Origin of the sequence: Maricaulis maris MCS10 (assembly GCF_000014745.1) — a bacterium.
Lineage (GTDB): Bacteria > Pseudomonadota > Alphaproteobacteria > Caulobacterales > Maricaulaceae > Maricaulis > Maricaulis maris_A.
In genome coordinates this window covers 2,426,402-2,443,818 of record NC_008347.1, presented here as the reverse complement: position 1 = coordinate 2,443,818, position 17,417 = coordinate 2,426,402, and the positions used below count along the sequence as shown (strand labels likewise).

The 17,417-nt window shown below is 63.0% G+C and carries 16 protein-coding genes; 12 read left to right on the top strand and 4 right to left on the bottom strand.

All coding sequences use genetic code 11. The features are described 5' to 3' along the window. Window positions 1-24 precede the first annotated feature (24 nt). Both MMAR10_RS11620 and MMAR10_RS11615 read left to right on the top strand, forming a co-directional pair. Window positions 25-1,398, top strand: coding sequence for a glutamate--cysteine ligase (locus tag MMAR10_RS11620; protein WP_011644177.1), 1,374 nt, complete (start codon window positions 25-27; stop codon window positions 1,396-1,398). Window positions 1,399-1,557: 159 nt separating this feature from the next. After that, a complete protein-coding gene (locus tag MMAR10_RS11615) occupies window positions 1,558-3,369 on the top strand; it encodes a peptide MFS transporter (RefSeq protein ID WP_011644176.1) in 1,812 nt (603 codons plus the stop codon). A 79-nt stretch (window positions 3,370-3,448) separates the two neighbouring features. Here MMAR10_RS11615 and MMAR10_RS11610 read toward each other — a convergent pair whose 3' ends face one another. The 4 genes from MMAR10_RS11610 to MMAR10_RS11595 all read right to left on the bottom strand — a co-directional run bounded on the left by MMAR10_RS11610 (window position 3,449) and on the right by MMAR10_RS11595 (window position 9,055). After that, window positions 3,449-4,399, bottom strand: a complete 951-nt coding sequence (locus tag MMAR10_RS11610; protein WP_011644175.1) for a retroviral-like aspartic protease family protein — start codon at window positions 4,397-4,399, stop codon at window positions 3,449-3,451. 229 nt (window positions 4,400-4,628) lie between these two features. Further along, a complete protein-coding gene (locus MMAR10_RS11605) occupies window positions 4,629-6,728 on the bottom strand; it encodes a TonB-dependent receptor plug domain-containing protein (RefSeq protein ID WP_041636960.1) in 2,100 nt (699 codons plus the stop codon). A gap of 279 nt (window positions 6,729-7,007) precedes the next feature. Next, on the bottom strand, window positions 7,008-8,423 hold the full coding sequence (tldD, locus tag MMAR10_RS11600) for a metalloprotease TldD (protein ID WP_011644173.1): 1,416 nt from the start codon (window positions 8,421-8,423) through the stop codon (window positions 7,008-7,010). A gap of 116 nt (window positions 8,424-8,539) precedes the next feature. Beyond that, window positions 8,540-9,055, bottom strand: a complete 516-nt coding sequence (locus tag MMAR10_RS11595) for a tetratricopeptide repeat protein (RefSeq protein WP_150099769.1) — start codon at window positions 9,053-9,055, stop codon at window positions 8,540-8,542. A 288-nt stretch (window positions 9,056-9,343) separates the two neighbouring features. Between MMAR10_RS11595 and coxB the strand changes: the two genes are divergently transcribed. From coxB to MMAR10_RS11545, 10 genes are all read left to right on the top strand, one after another. Beyond that, window positions 9,344-10,198, top strand: coding sequence for a cytochrome c oxidase subunit II (gene coxB, locus MMAR10_RS11590; protein WP_041636957.1), 855 nt, complete (start codon window positions 9,344-9,346; stop codon window positions 10,196-10,198). Window positions 10,199-10,212: 14 nt separating this feature from the next. Continuing rightward, window positions 10,213-11,847: a cytochrome c oxidase subunit I gene (gene ctaD / locus MMAR10_RS11585; protein WP_011644170.1), complete on the top strand. Its 1,635-nt coding sequence runs from the start codon at window positions 10,213-10,215 to the stop codon at window positions 11,845-11,847. A gap of 9 nt (window positions 11,848-11,856) precedes the next feature. Then, window positions 11,857-12,849: a heme o synthase gene (locus MMAR10_RS11580; RefSeq protein WP_011644169.1), complete on the top strand. Its 993-nt coding sequence runs from the start codon at window positions 11,857-11,859 to the stop codon at window positions 12,847-12,849. Continuing rightward, window positions 12,846-13,043, top strand: coding sequence for a hypothetical protein (locus MMAR10_RS11575; protein ID WP_011644168.1), 198 nt, complete (start codon window positions 12,846-12,848; stop codon window positions 13,041-13,043). Before MMAR10_RS11580 ends, MMAR10_RS11575 begins: the two co-directional genes overlap by 4 nt. Continuing rightward, entirely contained in the window at window positions 13,040-13,606 is a 567-nt protein-coding gene (locus MMAR10_RS11570; RefSeq protein WP_011644167.1) for a cytochrome c oxidase assembly protein, read from the top strand. The genes MMAR10_RS11575 and MMAR10_RS11570 overlap by 4 nt, the downstream gene beginning before the upstream one ends. A gap of 70 nt (window positions 13,607-13,676) precedes the next feature. Next, entirely contained in the window at window positions 13,677-14,531 is an 855-nt protein-coding gene (locus tag MMAR10_RS11565; protein WP_011644166.1) for a cytochrome c oxidase subunit 3, read from the top strand. A 74-nt stretch (window positions 14,532-14,605) separates the two neighbouring features. Next, the gene (locus tag MMAR10_RS11560) at window positions 14,606-14,899 is read left to right on the top strand and encodes a DUF983 domain-containing protein (protein ID WP_233353827.1); all 294 of its coding nucleotides are present in this window, start codon (window positions 14,606-14,608) and stop codon (window positions 14,897-14,899) included. A gap of 50 nt (window positions 14,900-14,949) precedes the next feature. After that, entirely contained in the window at window positions 14,950-15,663 is a 714-nt protein-coding gene (locus MMAR10_RS11555; RefSeq protein WP_011644164.1) for an SURF1 family protein, read from the top strand. Next, on the top strand, window positions 15,660-16,268 hold the full coding sequence (locus MMAR10_RS11550; RefSeq protein ID WP_417479219.1) for a GNAT family N-acetyltransferase: 609 nt from the start codon (window positions 15,660-15,662) through the stop codon (window positions 16,266-16,268). Before MMAR10_RS11555 ends, MMAR10_RS11550 begins: the two co-directional genes overlap by 4 nt. Next, window positions 16,265-17,404, top strand: coding sequence for an EAL domain-containing protein (locus tag MMAR10_RS11545; RefSeq protein ID WP_011644162.1), 1,140 nt, complete (start codon window positions 16,265-16,267; stop codon window positions 17,402-17,404). The genes MMAR10_RS11550 and MMAR10_RS11545 overlap by 4 nt, the downstream gene beginning before the upstream one ends. Window positions 17,405-17,417 lie beyond the last annotated feature (13 nt).

Sequence of the window (17,417 nt, the reverse complement as noted above, 5' to 3'; positions counted from 1 at the left end):
TTTGAAACGGCGGGGGCGCTTGGCATGAGCGGCACGTATAATCCGGGCGGCGAAGGTGCTCCCATTGAAAGCCTCGACCAGCTGACGGCCTATTTCGCCGCCGGTGAGAAGCCGGACACGGCCTTCCGCATCGGGACCGAGCACGAAAAATTCGGCTTTGCCCTGGGCGATCACACGCCTCTGCCCTTCCGCGCCGAGGGGCCGAGCGTCGAGAAAATGCTGTCGGGCCTCGAGCGCTTCGGATGGCAGCCGGTGCGCGAAGGCGGCGAGCTGATCGCGCTGAAGCGCGACGGCGCCTCGATCACGCTGGAGCCGGGCGGGCAGTTCGAACTGTCCGGTGCGCCGCTGGAAACCATCCACCAGACCTGTGCCGAGGTGAATTCGCATCTGCGCGAGGTGCGCGAAGTCGCCGACGAGATCGGCGCCGGCTTCCTCGGCCTCGGCTTTTCGCCGAAATGGTCGCTGGAAGAAACACCGATGATGCCCAAGGCCCGCTACGGGCTGATGAAAGCCTATATGCCCAAGGTCGGCACGATGGGTCACCAGATGATGTTCCGTTCGTGCACGGTGCAGACCAATCTCGATTTCTCGACCGAAGCCGACATGGCCAAGAAATTCCGCGTCTCTCTGGCCCTGCAGCCGCTGGCGACGGCCCTGTTCGCCAATTCGCCGTTCAAGGATGGCGGGCTGCACGGTTTCCTGTCCTACCGGGCCCATGTCTGGACCGACACCGACAATAACCGCACAGGCATGCTGCCCTTCGTCTTCGATGAGGGGTTCGGTTATGAGCAATACCGCGACTGGGCGCTCGACGTGCCGATGTATTTCGTCAAGCGCAAGGGTGAGTATCTGGACGCCACCGGCAAGTCCTTCCGCGACTTCCTGGACGGCAGGCTCGATGTCGTCCCTGGCGAGAAGCCGGTGCTGAGCGATTGGGAAGACCATCTCTCCACCGTCTTCCCGGAAGTGCGGCTGAAGACCTTCCTGGAAATGCGCGGCGCCGACTCAGGACCGTGGAACACGCTGTGTGCCCTGCCGGCCTTCTGGGTCGGACTGCTCTATGACAACACGGCGCTCGATGCCGCCTGGGACCTGGTCAAGGACTGGACCGAAGCCGAGCGCGACGCCTTGCGCATCGGTGCGGCGAAGACAGGCCTGCACACGCCCTTCCGCGACGGCACGCTGCAGGATATCGCCCGCGAAGCCCTCGCCATTGCCCGCTCCGGCCTGCGCGCCCGCGCCCGGCAGAATGGGCATGGCGAAAGCGAGACGCTCTTCCTTGATGATCTCGACGAGATCGTCCGCACCGGACGCACCCGCGCCGAGGACCTGATCGACCGCTTCAAGGGTGAGTGGGACGGCTCGATCGAGCCGGTCTTCACCGAGTGCGCCTACTAGGCCTGGCGCCGTAATTCCGTGCCCGGATGAACGCTGCACACCCAAATGTGTAGCGCTCCCATGCATCAGGCCGCCGCCGAGGCTTGAGCCTTGCCCGCGCGCGTGGTCAATTGCGCCCCTATTTAAAGCCCGCGTGGGGCGGGTACTGGGGAGAGACGCGTGACGGACACCACCGCAACGCCGGGCAATGCGCCCAATCAAGACAACAAGGACACCTCCTTCTTCGGGCATCCGAAGGGTCTGGCAATCCTGTTCCTGACCGAGATGTGGGAGCGCTTTTCCTATTACGGGATGCGCGGCCTGCTGATCATCTATCTGACGCAGCACTTCCTGTTCTCGGACGAGAGCTCGGGCATCATGTATGGCGCCTACACGGCGCTGGTCTACATCATGACCATCATCGGCGGCACGCTTGCCGACCGTTATCTCGGGCAGCGAAAGGCCGTCACCTACGGGGCGATCCTCCTTGTCATCGGTCACGGCCTGATGGCTTTCGAGGGCAGTGGCTCGCGTGAGGTGTTTGACTATGAGGGCGCGGAATACCAGCTGACGCTGGACGGTCGCGGCGGTGACGCCAACCAGATCGTCGTGGCAGCGGACGGTGCGATCTCGCAGATCAGCTTCGTCGAAAGTGGTACCGTGATGCAGGTTGCAGAACCGGACCTCGTCGGCCTGCCGGCTGAAATGCCCTTCTCCAGCGACATGACCCGGATCGAGCGCGAGGAGTTGTACGTCAACATCCTCTATTTCGCCCTGGCGTTCATCATCGCCGGCGTCGGCTTCCTGAAAGCCAATATCTCCACCATTGTCGGCTCGCTCTACGGGCTGGGCGACACGCGTCGGGATTCGGGTTTCACGATCTTCTACATGGGCATCAATCTGGGGTCCTTCCTGGCCTCCTTCTCGGTTGGCATTATCGGGATCTACTGGGGTTGGGCCTGGGGCTTCGGTCTGGCCGGTATCGGCATGTTGGCCGGCCTTTTGACCTTCCTCTTCTTCCAGCCCTGGCTTGAAGGCCGCGCCGAGCCGCCCAACCCGGCCAAGCTGAAGGAAAAGGTCCTCGGCTTCATGAATGTCGAATGGGCCTGCTATGCGACCGGTATCGCCATCGTCCTGGTGTCGATGCTGATCGTGAAATTCCCGGACATGTTCGCCGATGTGGCGGGCTGGCTGGGCATCGCCATGTTCCTGGTCCTGATCGGCTATGCCATCACCAAGACCCAGGGCGATGAGCGCAAGAAGATGTTCGCGGCGATCTATTTCGTCCTCGCGCAGATCCCGTTCTGGGCCCTGTTCGAGCAGGCGGGCTCCTCGCTGAACCTGTTCACTGACCGTCTGGTCGACCGCACCATGTTCGGCTGGTCCGTTCCGGCGCCAGTCTTCCAATCGCTCAATGCGGGCTTCATCTTCCTGTTTGCGCCGATCATGGCGTGGCTGTGGATTTCGCTGGCGAAAAAGGGCTGGAACCCGTCGACACCGGTCAAGTTCGCGCTGGGTGTCTTCCTCGCAGGTCTGGGTTTTTACACCCTGGTCGGCGGCATGGGTGCCAGTGGGGCGACGGGCCTGACGGCCGTCTACTTCATCTTCCTGATCTACTGGATCCACACCATGGGTGAGCTGATGGTGTCGCCAGTCGGCCTGTCGGCCGTGACCAAGCTGGCCCCGGCCCGTGTGGTCGGCATGACGATGGGGGCCTGGTTCCTGTATTCAGGCCTGTCCAACTTCCTGGCCGGTGTAATCGCATCCTCGACCGGTGCCGACACGATCGGCGGTCAGCTGACCGACGTCGCAGCGGCCAAGGCGGGCTATGTCGAGGTCTATTCCAATGTCGGCCTGGTCGGCATGGGTATTGCCCTTCTGATGCTTCTGATCTCGCCGCTCATCAAATGGCTGATGGCGGGTGCGGACGGCACGACGATTGTCGCGCACCCGACCGAGACCGAAGCTGGCGGACCCTCCGTGGACCGCTAGACCGGCGTACGACCCGATCCAAAAGAAGGCCGCGGAATCCTTGTTCCGCGGCCTTTTTCTTTGCGCTTTTCTGAGTGGATCAGAGCCCGGGCATCTGCACCCGGTTGCCATTGCACCGGGTCGCCTCGGTCGTGCCGGATATCTCGAACACGCCGGCGGTGCGGTCGACCCGGATGCGGGCATGGCGCAGAGTGTCCATGCCGAGGATCATGGCCGGCTCGTCGGCCCAGCCCAGCGCGTCGAACACGTCGAGATCGGATTGCAGGGCCGGGGCCTGGTCGACGCACAGCCCGCCGATCTGCAGCTGGCGGATGAGGACCGGGCGGGCCTCCTCGCCATCGGCATCCTCGATGCCTGTGACAGCGACATTGACGTTGAACTGGATGCCGGCATCAAACAGGTGCCGGCGCAGCTGGCGATTGATCAGCGTGTGCGAGCTGCCGGTGTCGATGATGACATGAACGGTTGCCGAGCGCCGGCGCAGCCGGGCTTCGCCGATCAGCAGGCCGCGTCGCTCGATCTGCCCGTCCGGGTGTCGGGCGGGCTCACTGTCGAGGATCAGCTGCAAGCCGTCGAAGTCGATTTCGTAGCGGTCGGCATCGATGGCATCGGCGCCGAGCAGGCCGGCCACCGGCAGCGGGTGATCGGCCGGAACCGGGATGATAACGCTGTAGACGCTGACCGGGTCGAGACCGGGTACGCGCAGCTGGTTGATCTGGTGGCGTTCGGCGTCGAAGCGGGCATTCAGTGACTGCACCAGGTCATAGGTCTGCCACTGCGACACAAAGCCGATTTCCTCGGCCACGGTCTGGGCGATGGCGGTGTGGCTGGCGCCGGTGTCGAGAATGAAGAGGCGTGGTTCGCTGTCTTCCAGCGTCACTGGCAGCAGGAGATGGCCGCTGGCGGCCCTTTGAAGCGGCACGGCTGTCTGGGCAGCGGCTGGTCCTGCCAGGGCCGTCCCGGCCAGCAACAGGGCAAGGGCCAGGGATGGAAACGCCCTGGTTTTGGACTGGTATGATTGGCTGGGCATGCACGCTCCTGTGCCTGGACGCGGCGCAAGGGGCGCCGCGAAATGATGCGCCAGCAGCCCCCACGCCGACACAGGATGATCAACTCGCCCGGCCCGCATTTGGGGGATGGGCAGGTGATCAGCCTAGCCGCAGGATTGGCTCATCGCTACCGGATCACAGCCCACTCTCCCGATTGTGATCGGCAGCGGCGGGGGGCCACCGCTGCCGTCAACATCCGCGGCTCGTTGTCTAGAACGTGCTGCGGGCGCTGATCTGATAGGTCTGACCCATCGTGAAGTTCCGATAGTCAGTCCCGTTGATGATGCCGCTGGCCCGGGACCCGTCATAGAAAACGCGCTGACGGTCATCACCGGTATTGAAAACACCATCGACCTGGGCGCGGAGCGTGACGCCGAAGAAGCGGGTGGTCTCGACATAGATGTCCAGATCGCCATCGGTATTGTCGTGCAGCTGGTATTCTCGCGATCGGAAGACTTCGCCGTCGGTGATCCAGTGATAGTCCCAGCCCCAGGCCATCTGGCTCTGCGGGAAGGTCTGACGGAAATCGAGCGACAATTCCCACTCACGATAGCCCGACCAGTGCCGGTCCTCGCCGGTCAGCGGATCCTCGACATTGGTATTGTACCACTCGAGGAAGATATCGAGCACGGCATTGTTGAGGCCCAACGAATCCAGCGGCGTGGTCATGTTGCCGGTGACACGCAGATTGGTGCCGTCACCGATATTGCCGGGTGCGTCGAACACGCCGGTCGGGGTGACGATGGACACCCAGCCGTCGAGATCCTCGACCCAGTCATAGCCGATCTGCAGCGAGAAGGAGCCGGCATCGCCGAAGCGTCGCTCCCATTCGCCTTCCAGCGTCCAGGTGCGTTGCGGCACATAGTCCGGATTGCCGAGGGTGGAGTTGTTGTCGGTCACGTCGACCGAGGAGGCGAACTTGCCGAACTCCAGCTGGTCGACATCACGACGGCCTGTGAACCGGAAGCGGTTGCGGTCATCGGAGCGGTAGTTCAGCGTCACGCTGGGCTTGGGATAGGTGAAGGAGCGCGTCTGCTGGGCATCACCTGTCTGGGCGATTTCCGAGAATTCGTAGCGCAGGCCGCTTTCCAGGCTGACGCGATCATTGATCTGCCAGACATGGTTGGCAAACACTTCGCTACGGCTTTCCTCGACCCGGGTTTCGGCGACCGGCAGATTGATCGGCGTGATGGTGACGCCGTCATTTTCCGACAACGCCAGATGGGTGTCGCGGGAATTGATTGCGTGTTCGCCGCCGATCTCAAGGGAATGACGTTCATTGGGGTCCCAGGACAGGGTCTGCCGTATGGCGGTCTCTTCCATTTCAGCGCCGGCGCTGACGATGACCGAGTCGGTGAAACCGGCGACAGGGTCATAATTCTCATAGGCTTCCGGCCCGTCTTCCCACCGATCCCGTGTGGCCAGCAGCATGGTCTCGATCGAGATCTGGTCGGTCAGGTCGCGTTGGTAGGACAGGGTGCCGGAATACAGGCTGCCATGGTTTTCGGTCTCGTTGTGCTCGAGCCGTTGCGGCGTCAGCGTGTTGCCAGCAACCGAGTCATAGGCGGCATGGCGGACGCGGGTCCAGGTCCAGATATTTGCGCGGGCATCCATCCGGAGACGCGAATTGTCATCAATGTCCCAATTCATCGACCAGCTGGGCGCAAACTCTTCGTATTGACGCTGGTCATTGTCGGAACCGCGCGAGAACTCGACGCCATTGGCATCGTGGCGCGACTCGCGGCGCTGGGCGCGGTTGCCGGACATGCCGGTATCAATGCCGAAGGTCATTTCAGTCGGGCCGACGGGGCGGGAATAGGAGGCGATCAGGCGCGGGCCGAGCCGACCGCTGTCGGACACTTGCAGGCGGGCATCCCAGGAGCCGGACACGCCAGCGCCTTCACGCAGGACCACATTCACCAGGCGCGAATGACCGCGCATGTCGTATTGCGGCAGCGCTTCCTGGATGAGTTCGATGCGCTCCACATCGTCGACCGGGATGCGTTGCAGCACGGTCTGCAATGAGAGCGACTTGTTCGATGGACGGCGTCCGTTGATCAGGAGATTGCCGAAGCTGTCACCCAGGCCGCGGCGGCTGGTATCACCGTTCGACAGGCCGAAGCCGGGAACGCGTGAAACCATGTCCAGCGCCGTGACTGGCGCGAAATCGGTGAAATAGGTCGGCTGGTATGCGGCGACCCCCGCCTGCCGCTGGACCTGTACCGTATTGTTGGACGCTGGTCCGTCCTGCATGGCGCCTGCGGCCGTGCTTGCGAGTGTGCCGATGAAAACACCGGCCACCCCGTTCATGAAAGTCCCTCGCATAATGTCCCTACGCTTTGTGCCTGCCCAACGCCCCGTGCCCCACCGTGTAGGGGTGACGTAGCCCGGGCGAAACGTAAGCTTCGGTAAGGTTGCTCACGCCCGCGTCATCTGGGCTCCGACCGGGACCGGGCCTTGCGGCGCTCAAGACCTGTCAGGCAAAGGCGATGTGGCCGCCGCGGATTGTCCGGCGGCAGCCATTTCGGGAGTTCATGAAATTTTGGTCAGGTTCTGCCGGGACGGCGATTGACGGCCGATTGGCGGCTATCAGCCGCCGGAACCGCCCACGGTCAGGCCGGAGATCCTCAGGCTTGGCTGCCCGACGCCGACCGGAACACCCTGTCCGCCTTTGCCACACATGCCGACACCGGGATCCATCTCGAAATCATCACCGATCATGGTGATCTGGGTGAGGGCGGTCGGACCGTCGCCGATCAGGGTTGCGCCCTTGACCGGGGCGACGACCTTGCCGTCCTGGACCCGATAGGCCTCGGTGCACTGGAAGACGAACTTGCCGGACGTGATATCGACCTGTCCGCCGCCGAAATTCACGGCGTAGATGCCGTCCTTCAGGCTTTCGACCATTTCCTCGCGCTTGTGCTCACCGGCCAGCATGTAGGTGTTGGTCATGCGCGGCAGGGGCGGGTGGGCATAGGACTGGCGACGGCCATTGCCGGTCGGCTTGTGGCCCATCAGGCGGGCATTCATCCGGTCCTGCATATAACCGGTCAGGATGCCGTCCTCGATCAGGACCGAGCGTTCGGTCGGCGTGCCTTCATCATCAATGGTCAGCGAGCCGCGCCGTTCCGGCATGGTGCCGTCATCGACCACGGTGACGCCCTTGGCAGCGACCTGCTGGCCCATTCGACCGGCGAAGGCAGAGGAGCCCTTGCGGTTGAAATCGCCTTCCAGACCGTGTCCGACAGCCTCATGCAGCAGTACGGCAGGCCAGCCCGGTCCGAGCACCACGTCAAACACGCCGGCGGGCGCGTCGACGGCATCCAGATTGACCCGGGCGATACGCAGGGCTTCGTCGGCCAGCGGCTTCCAGGCGTCGGGTGTGATCCAGCGATCGAATTCGGCGCGGCCGCCGGCGCCGGCGGATCCGGTCTCGCGGCGACCGCCGCGTTCCACCGTGACCGATACATTCAGGCGCACCAGCGGACGGACATCGCTTTTCAGGTCGCCGCCCGCGCGCAGGATCGAGACCGAGCGTTTGGCACCGGCAATCGAGGCGGAGACCTGGACCACGCTGGCGTCCTTGGTGCGGCAGTAGGCATCAATTTCCTGCAGCAGGGCGGCCTTTGTCTCGAAACCGGGGCGGGCGACCGGGTCGATGGCGTCATAGAGCTTGCGATTGGTTCCGGCCGGGGGCGGGGCGAGCACGCCGGCATGACCGCGCTTGACCGCAGAGGCCGCCTCGGCGGCGCGGCGAACCGCGTCCAGGGTCGGATCGGAGGAGTGGGCATAGCCAAAGGCATCGCCGGCCACGCAGCGCAAGCCGAAGCCGCGCGAGGAGTCCAGATTGGCGGCTTTCAGGCGGCCATCATCGAAGACCAGCGATTCCGACACTTCCGTCTCCAAAAAGAGCTCGCCATCATCGGCGCCATGCAGGGCGTCGTGCAGGATGGGCTGGACGCTGTCGGCATCAAAATCGAACTGGCTGATCGGATCATCGGACATGATGCGTGCACTCCCGGAGGCTTCTCGACTTCATACATAGTCGAGCCGACCCCGGGCGTGAACACAATCGCGCCGGTCGAGCACAGTGCAGCGCGGGTGCGGCTGCTAAGGGTCGGTCAGCGCGAGGAGATGCGAAAGCGCGACAACTCGCTTACCGGCCGGTCCCAACCCGGTCGCAGATGTCGCGCCTGCCGGTAGGAGTCATAGGCGGCAGCGAGCTCGTCCAGGGCTTCCAGTGCGATGCCCCGATTGAGCCAGGCGTCGGCCTCGCGGGTATCATGGTCGCGAATTGCCAGGTCGGTCTGCTCGATGGCTTCGTGGTAGCGGCCCAGCCCGATCAGCGCGCAGGCGCGGTTCACGGCCAGCGCACTGGGCGGAAACCCGCCCATTGATTCGGCCGTTTCGAAATCGTCGAGCGCGTCGACATGGCGGTTCTGGTGGATCTTCAGGATGCCCCGATTGACCAGTGTGGCCGCGCGATCCCGTCGGGAGACACGGCTGTCGCGCAGTGCAATGTCGCAATCCTGCATGGCGCGCACGTCATGGCGTTCGGCCATGGCGTGGCGGTAGCAGGTGGCGGCGGGGGATTGGCCCAGTACCTGCAGTTGTGCGGCGGCCGGACTGGTACTCATACAAACCATCAGGGCAGCGAGTGAGACGAATGGACGCATCGGTCGCTCCTTTCCGTTGCTATGAACGGTCCGATGCTACTACAGCTGTCTGGTAACGCCTGATCAGAACTTCGCGAGCTGGGGAACCGGTCTTTACGTCGCCCGTCATTCTCCTGTAATGCGGCGCCCAGTGTAAAAGACACGAGAAAAAATACCGTTGATGGCCTGACAGGGCACGAGACGCTCTCTATATTCCGCCGCCATCGGTGGGGGATTCCCACCTTAATGCCTGACTTGTATGGGGAAGCCATGCGATTCCTGACCGCACTTGCGCTCACTTGGACGACTTTCGCCGCCGGCGCGTTTGCCACGCCCGGCCAGCCGACGGACGGAGCGCTGGGTTTTCAACCCGCCGTGACGCCGATCATGGAACGGATCACCTGGTTCCACGATATCTTGTTGCTGCCGATGATTACGGTGATCACGCTGGTCGTGATGGGCCTGTTGGTCTTCGTCATGTTCCGCTTCAACCGCAAAGCCAATCCGACACCGTCGAAGAACAGCCACAACACGCTGCTCGAAGTCGTGTGGACCGCGGTTCCGGTCTTGCTGTTGATCGTCATCGCGATCCCCTCCTTCCCGCTGCTCTACATGCAGGACGAGCTGCCGCCGGAAATCGACTTCACGCTGAAAGCGACCGGCAACCAGTGGAACTGGTCCTATGAGTATCCCGACCACGAGGTCGCGGAATACTTCTCGAACATGATCGAGGAGGAGGACCTCCAGCCGGGTCAGCTGCGAAACCTGTCGGTGGACTATCCGCTGGTGGTGCCGGTCGATGCGACCGTCCGCGTGCTGGTGACCGCAACGGACGTCATCCACAACTGGGCGATGCCGGCCTTTGGTACCAAGATGGATGCCATTCCGGGACGCATCAATGAAGCCTGGTTCCAGGCGACCCAGGAAGGCGTCTATTACGGCCAGTGCTCCGAACTGTGTGGCCTGCGCCATGCCTTCATGCCGATCGAAGTCCATGTCGTGCCCCAGGACGTCTTTGACGCCTGGATCGCGGCCAAGGCCGAGGACGAGTACTCCGAAGCCGCTGACGCGATCATCGCTGAATACACCGCCGCGCGGGAAACGCGCCTGGCGCAACTCGACTAGGGATGGGCTGAACCATGTCTGCTGACGCCGCAACGCACGACGATCATACTCCCAGCATGTGGGACTGGCGCCGCTGGGTGCTGTCCACCAACCACAAGGACATCGGCACGATGTACCTGGTCTTCGCGATCTTCGCGGGGATCATCGGTGGTGCCCTGTCCGGCATGATCCGCCTCGAGCTGATGGAGCCGGGTGTCCAGTTCTTCACCGGTGAAGACACCGGCTGGGGTGCCTGGTTCGGCAATGCCCACAACTACAATGTCGCGACCACCATGCACGCCCTGGTCATGATCTTCTTCATGGTCATGCCGGCGATGATCGGCGGTTTCGGCAACTGGTTCGTGCCACTGATGATCGGTGCGCCGGACATGGCCTTCCCGCGCATGAACAACATCTCCTTCTGGCTGCTGCCGGCCTCGTTCGGGCTGGCCCTGATGTCGATGTTCGTTCCCGGCGCCGGTGCCGATCTGGGTTTCGGCGGCGGCTGGGTGCTTTACCCGCCGCTCTCGACCTCCGGCCATAACGGTCCGGCGATGGATCTGCTGATCCTGTCGCTGCACATTGCCGGTATCTCGTCGATCCTGGGTGCCATCAACTTCATCACCACCATCTTCAACATGCGCGCTCCGGGCATGACCATCCACAAGATGCCGCTCTTCGTGTGGTCGGTGCTGGTGACGGTCTTCCTGCTGCTGCTGTCGCTGCCGGTTCTGGCTGGCGCCCTGACCATGCTGCTGACGGACCGCAATTTCGGCACGGCCTTCTTCGATCCGGCCGGTGGCGGTGATCCGGTGATGTACCAGCACCTGTTCTGGTTCTTCGGTCACCCGGAAGTCTACATCCTCATCCTGCCCGGTTTCGGCATCATCTCGCACATCGTCTCGACCTTCTCGCGCAAGCCGATCTTCGGCTATCTCGGGATGGCCTATGCGATGGTGGCAATCGGCTTCATCGGTTTCATCGTGTGGGCACACCACATGTACACCGTCGGCATGCCGGTTGACCTGAAGGCCTATTTCGTCGCCGCGACGATGGTCATTGCGGTGCCGACAGGGATCAAGATCTTCTCCTGGATTGCCACCATGTGGGGCGGCTCGATGGAGTTCCGCACGCCGATGATGTGGGCAATCGGCTTCATCGTCCTGTTCACCGTGGGTGGTGTGACCGGTGTGGTGCTGGCCAATGCCGGCGTCGACCAGTCGCTGCACGACACCTATTATGTGGTCGCGCACTTCCACTACGTGTTGTCGCTGGGCGCCGTGTTCGCGATCTTCGCCGGCTGGTACTACTGGTTCGAGAAGATCTTCGGCGTGAAGTACAATTCCTTCCTCGCTCGCGCCCAGTTCTTCTTCTTCTTCATCGGCGCCAATGTGATCTTCTTCCCGCAGCACTTCCTCGGTCTGCAGGGCATGCCGCGTCGTTATGTCGACTACCCGGATAACTTCGCGCTGTGGAATTACGTCTCCACGATGGGCTATTTCATCATGCTGATCGGCATGGTGCTGTTCTTCGCGGTGCTGATCGACGCCATGATCCGTCGCCGCAAGGGTGAGGCCAATCCGTGGGGCGAGGGTGCCACGACGCTGGAGTGGACGCTGTCCTCACCGCCGCCCTTCCACCAGTTCTCTGAACTGCCGAAGATCAAATAGGACGGACTCTTGGACACCATCGTGACCCCAAGCGACCATCGCGCAGAGGGCGAGGCTGTTTCGACAGCCTCGCCCCGCGACTATTTTGACCTGATGAAACCTCGGGTGATGACGCTGGTCGTCTTCACCGCCTTTGCCGGCCTCATCGCGGCACCGGTTGATGCCGATCCCTTCCTGGCCTTCATGTCCATCCTCTGCCTGGCCGTCGGTGCCGGCGCGGCCGGGGCCTTGAACATGGCCTATGACGCCGATATCGACGCCACCATGCAGCGCACGCGCAAGCGTCCGATCCCGCGTGGCGTGGTGTCGGTGTCGAACGCTTATGGCTTCGGTGTTGTCGCCTCGATCCTGTCAGTCTTGCTGATGGCGCTGGCGAGCAATTATCTCGCCGCCGGCCTGCTGGCCTTCTCGATCTTTTTCTACGCGGTCATCTACACGATGATCCTCAAGCGTTCGACGCCGCAGAATATCGTGATCGGGGGTGCCGCCGGTGCCTTTCCGCCGATGATCGGCTGGGTCGCGGCGACCGGCGAAATCTCGCTCGATGCGGTGATCCTCTTCATGATCATCTTCCTGTGGACGCCGCCCCATTCCTGGGCGCTGGCACTCTACAAGTCCGGCGATTACGCCGCGGCCAATGTGCCGATGATGCCGGTCGCCAAGGGCGCCAAATCGACGCGTCTGCAAATCCTGCTCTATTCCATCGTGCTGGTTATCTTCGCCGGCGCACCGGTCCTGACCGGGCTGGGCGGCGCCGTCTATGGCGCGACCTCGCTCGGCGGCGGAGCGCTCTTTCTGCTGCTGGCCTGGCGGATTTTTCGTTCGCGGGCCGGTGAGGCGGGTTCGGCCGAGGAGGGCGCGCTGTATGCCGTGCGCGCCGGCGACAAGGCAGCCCGTGACCTGTTTGCCTACTCTATCGGCTATCTGACGGTGCTATTTGCCGCATTGATTGTCGAGCACGCATTTGGTGCATATGTGGCCATTCCCGGAGTGAGCCCATGACCCAAGACAATGATCTGATGAACGCCCGCGAAGGCAAGCCTACCGGCGAGACGCTGAAGCTGACGCCCGAGCAGGAAAAGGCTCGCAACAAGCGCAATATCGTGATCGCCTGGTCGCTGGTCGGTTTCATGGTCGCTGTCTTTGCGATCACCGTCGTGCGCCTGAGCCAGAATGCGGCGGGAGCGGGCGTATGATGCGTCTGCCAGCCAACAAGAACACACGCGTCGCGGCCTTTGCCGCGCTGGGTGCGGTTGTGATGGTTGGCGCGGCCTACGCCTCGGTGCCGCTCTATAACCTGTTCTGCCAGGTGACCGGCTATGGCGGCACGACCCAGGTCGCTGTCGGCGAGGCCGGCGAAATCCTCGACCGGGAAGTCACTGTCTTTTTTGACGCCAACACCAATCGCAGCCTGCCCTGGACCTTTGAGCCCGCTCAGCGATCTATGACGGTCCATCTGGGTGAAACGGCGCTCGCCTATTACACGGCGACCAATAATTCGAGCCAGCCGGTCACCGGCGTCGCGACCTTCAATGTCGCGCCCTACAAGGCAGCGAGCTATTTTTCCAAGCTGGAATGTTTCTGCTTTACCGAGCAGACCTTGCAGCCGGGCGAGAGCATCGAGATGCCGGTCCTGTTCTTTGTCGATCCGCTGATGGACGAAGAACGGCGCCTGGATGATGTCACCGGCATCACCTTGTCCTATACGTTTTTTGAGTCCCAAGACGGGGCATCGGCCAGCGCCGACGCCGCGCCTTAGCATTGAACCTTTCGGGTGCGCCGCGTATCAGGGGCACACTTCGCTGATTTGAGATCGCAGGAGATTCGCGATGGCTGGGCATGCTGCCAAACACGACTACCACCTGGTTGACCCGAGCCCGTGGCCGTTTGTGGGCTCTGTGGGCGCCTTTCTTCTGGCTGTCGGCGCTGTCGGCAACATGGCCGGCCTTGTCGATGCCGACCACCCGCTGGCCTTCATGTATGCCGATGGTGCCTGGGGCGGTCTGATCGTCGGTTTCGCCCTGGTCATCTACACGATGATCGGTTGGTGGGGCGACATGATCAAGGAGTCCAAGAAGGGCGACCACACCGCCGTTGTCGACATCGGCATGCGCTATGGCATGATCCTGTTCATCGCCTCGGAAGTCATGTTCTTCGTGGCCTGGTTCTGGGCCTTCTTCGAATACGCCATCTTCCACGAGGTCCGCATGGACCCGGCGCTCGCGACCTGGCCGCCGGCCGGAGTCGAGACCTTCAATCCGTGGCATATCCCGCTGATGAACACGCTGATCCTGCTGCTTTCGGGCACCACGGTCACCTGGGCCCACCATGCCCTGCAGCATGATGACCGCAAGGGCGCCATCACCGGTCTGATCTTCACGGTTGTTCTGGGGGCCTGTTTCACGGCGCTGCAGATTGTCGAATATGCCGAAGCCGGCTTTGCCTTCTCGATGGCCGATGGCGGCAATCTCTACGGCTCGACCTTCTACATGGCGACCGGCTTCCACGGTGCACACGTGCTGATCGGCACCATCTTCCTCGCAGTCTGCCTGATCCGCCTGCTGGCCGGTCAGATGAGCGCGAAGAAGCATTTCGGTCTCGAGGCAGCGGCCTGGTACTGGCACTTCGTTGACGTGGTCTGGCTCTTCCTGTTCGCCTTCGTCTACGTCGTCTATCAAGGCTGATAACTGACATGGACAAACCCTCCCCGTTTTCCACCGGCGCCCAGGGGCGCTGCCCGGAATGCGGGGAGGGGGCCATGTTTGACGGTCTCCTGAAGATCGCGCCGCGCTGCGATGTCTGCGGCGCGGATTTCGAAATCGCCGATGTCGGTGACGGTGCCTCGGTCTTCGTGCTTTTCATCGTCGGTTTCCTCGCGATGGTGCTCTTCCTGCTCGTCGAGGCCGCCTTCCACCCCGCCTGGTGGGTGCATCTGATGTTGCAGCTGCCCTTTGTGCCGGTCGCGTGCATTGCAACACTGCGACCGATCAAGGGCCTGCTATTTGCCCTGCAATACCAGAACGACGCCCGGGAGGCGCAACTGGACGATTGAGGCCGATCCGCCCCGGAGATGGCCCGCTCCTGGCAAGGACACTGATCGACATGCCCCGCTTCCGGCCGTTGCCCGTACTAACCGTCTTCACGCTGGCCAGCCTGGTCTTGCTGGTGACGCTGGGCGGCTGGCAGATGCAGCGCATGGCCTGGAAGTCCGATCTGATAACCGCCTATGAGGCGCGAGGCGCTGCGGTGAGTTTCCGCGAGGCGATCTGCTCTCCGGCCGAAGGCGTGTTCTCGCCACCTGTGACCGGGCCCGTCCCGCTCACTGGCCAGACCCTGCGCCTTTACACCCTGCGCGACACGGCCGGCTGGATGCGGCTGGCGCTGATGCGGGCGCCGGCCTGCGCGGCGGGAGAGCCAGTGCGCTATCTGCTGGTCGAAGTGGCCTTCGAGGACTGGGCCACCGGCGAGCGGACACCGGTCCAGAACTGGCGGGTCGAAACACCGCCAACTGCAGGTCTTTTCACTCCGGGAAACGATCCGGATACCAATGCATGGTATAGCCATGATGCAGAGACGATGGCGACGGCTCTCGGGGTCGACCCGACGGCCCTGCTGGACGTCTGGGCACGAGCGGACAATGGCATGCCGCTGTCGCTGAGCCAGACACCGCCGGCCAAGCATCTGGGCTATGCCCTGACCTGGTACGGTCTGGCGCTGGCGCTGATCGGGGTCTATCTCGCCCTGCACGCCAGCCGCGGACGGCTGCGACTATCAAAGCCATCGCAAGGTGGCGACAAGGACAAGAAGGCGGAATAATATCCGCCCCGGGACGGAGATCGAATTTGGCAGTCTGGCGCGAAACTTCGTGGGACGAAACACTGACCGGACAGGGCATACGCCTCCGGGCTCCGACACTGTCGGACTATGAGGGCTGGGCCAAACTGCGCAGCGCCAGCCGCACTCACACTGAGCCCTGGGAGCCAGCCTGGACCAGCGACGAGTTGTCCAAGGGCGCCTTTCGGCGCCGGATCGAGCGCTATCAGGCCGACCGCGAGGCGGGGCTGGGCTATCCATTCTTTGTGGTTCGTTCGCGTGATGATGTCTTGCTGGGGGCCTGCAATCTCAACAATGTCCGACGCGGCGTGCTGCAATCGGCCGATATCGGCTATTGGATCGGCTCGCCCTATGTCCGCAAGGGGCATACGCGCGGCGCCGTTCGCCGGGTCCTGGCCTTTGCCTTCGATGAGCTGCGACTGCACCGCGTCGAGGCCGCCTGCCAGCCATCCAACAAGGCGTCGCGCCAATTGCTCGAATCGGTCGGTTTCATCCATGAGGGGCGTTCGCGCTCTTTCCTCAACATCGCCGGCGAATGGCGTGATCATGATCGCTTCGCCATTCTTTCGAGTGATTTGCGCACATGACCGAAACCGGATTCGAAGCCGGCGTGAGGGCCGCCGGAGCGGTCGCCTTTGCCTGTGACCCAAAGGCGGATCAGGTCCGGCTGACCGGCGACACCGCGGCATTCGGCCTCGACGCCGAGACCATGGCCTGGCAGGGCTTTCTTGACCGTCTGGGACCGGCCGATCAGTCCCGCCTTGTCGCTGCCATGGAACGCGAGCTGGTTGACCTGAGAATCCGTTTGATAGGCGGCGATGACCGCCTGGTTTATGTCCGGTTGCTGGGCCGGCGAGGCGATGATGGTCGTGTTGAGGGCCTCATGACTCCCGCAGGCGCCACGCGTGAACTGCCGGGACGGATCGGCGAGGAACACACGCTCGCCAATGCGGTCGAGAACGGCGAGTTGCTGGCCTGGTACCAACCGATCATCGCGCTCGACAGTGGCCGTCTGGCCGGGTTCGAGGCCCTCGCGCGCTGGGACCGACCCGGTGTCGGTGTGCTGGCTCCGGACGACTTCCTGGTAATGGCCAGTGAGCTGGATCTGCTCAACCGGATTTCGACGACAGTACGCGGCCATGCCGTGGCTGACCTGTCGTCCTGGCGCAAGGCCCATCCGGCCGCGTCCGGCCTGTTCATCTCAGCCAATGCGACGGTCAGTGAGCTGGTCGACCCGGATTTCGTTACGGCACTGCTGGGCAATGTTGCGGACGCGAAGCTTCCGCCAGGCGCCTTCAAGCTGGAGATCGCCGAGACCGAGATCATGCACGACCCTGACCCGGCTGAGAGCGCCATGCAGCGCCTGTCTGCAGGTGGTGTCTCGCTGGCGCTGGATGATTTCGGTACGGGCTATTCCTCACTGGCCCGGCTCGACATGCTGCCTTTCGACGTGGTCAAGATCGATCGCTATTTCGTGCGCGCCATGGTTGGTGACGAAGCGGCCGGGACGGTGGTGCAGTCGGTGATCCAGCTGGCCACGCATTTCGGGATGAAGGTTGTGGCGGAAGGCGTGGAGAATGCCGCTGCCGCGGATCGGCTGGCAGCGATGGGCTGCCAGTATGCACAGGGCTATCGCTATGCGGGTGCGCTGGCGCCCGATGCCGCCGAACAGGCCCTGGTCGATGGCATGGCCGGGCATTTCAAGCCGCCTTTGCCAGCCTGACCCGACTGGAGCC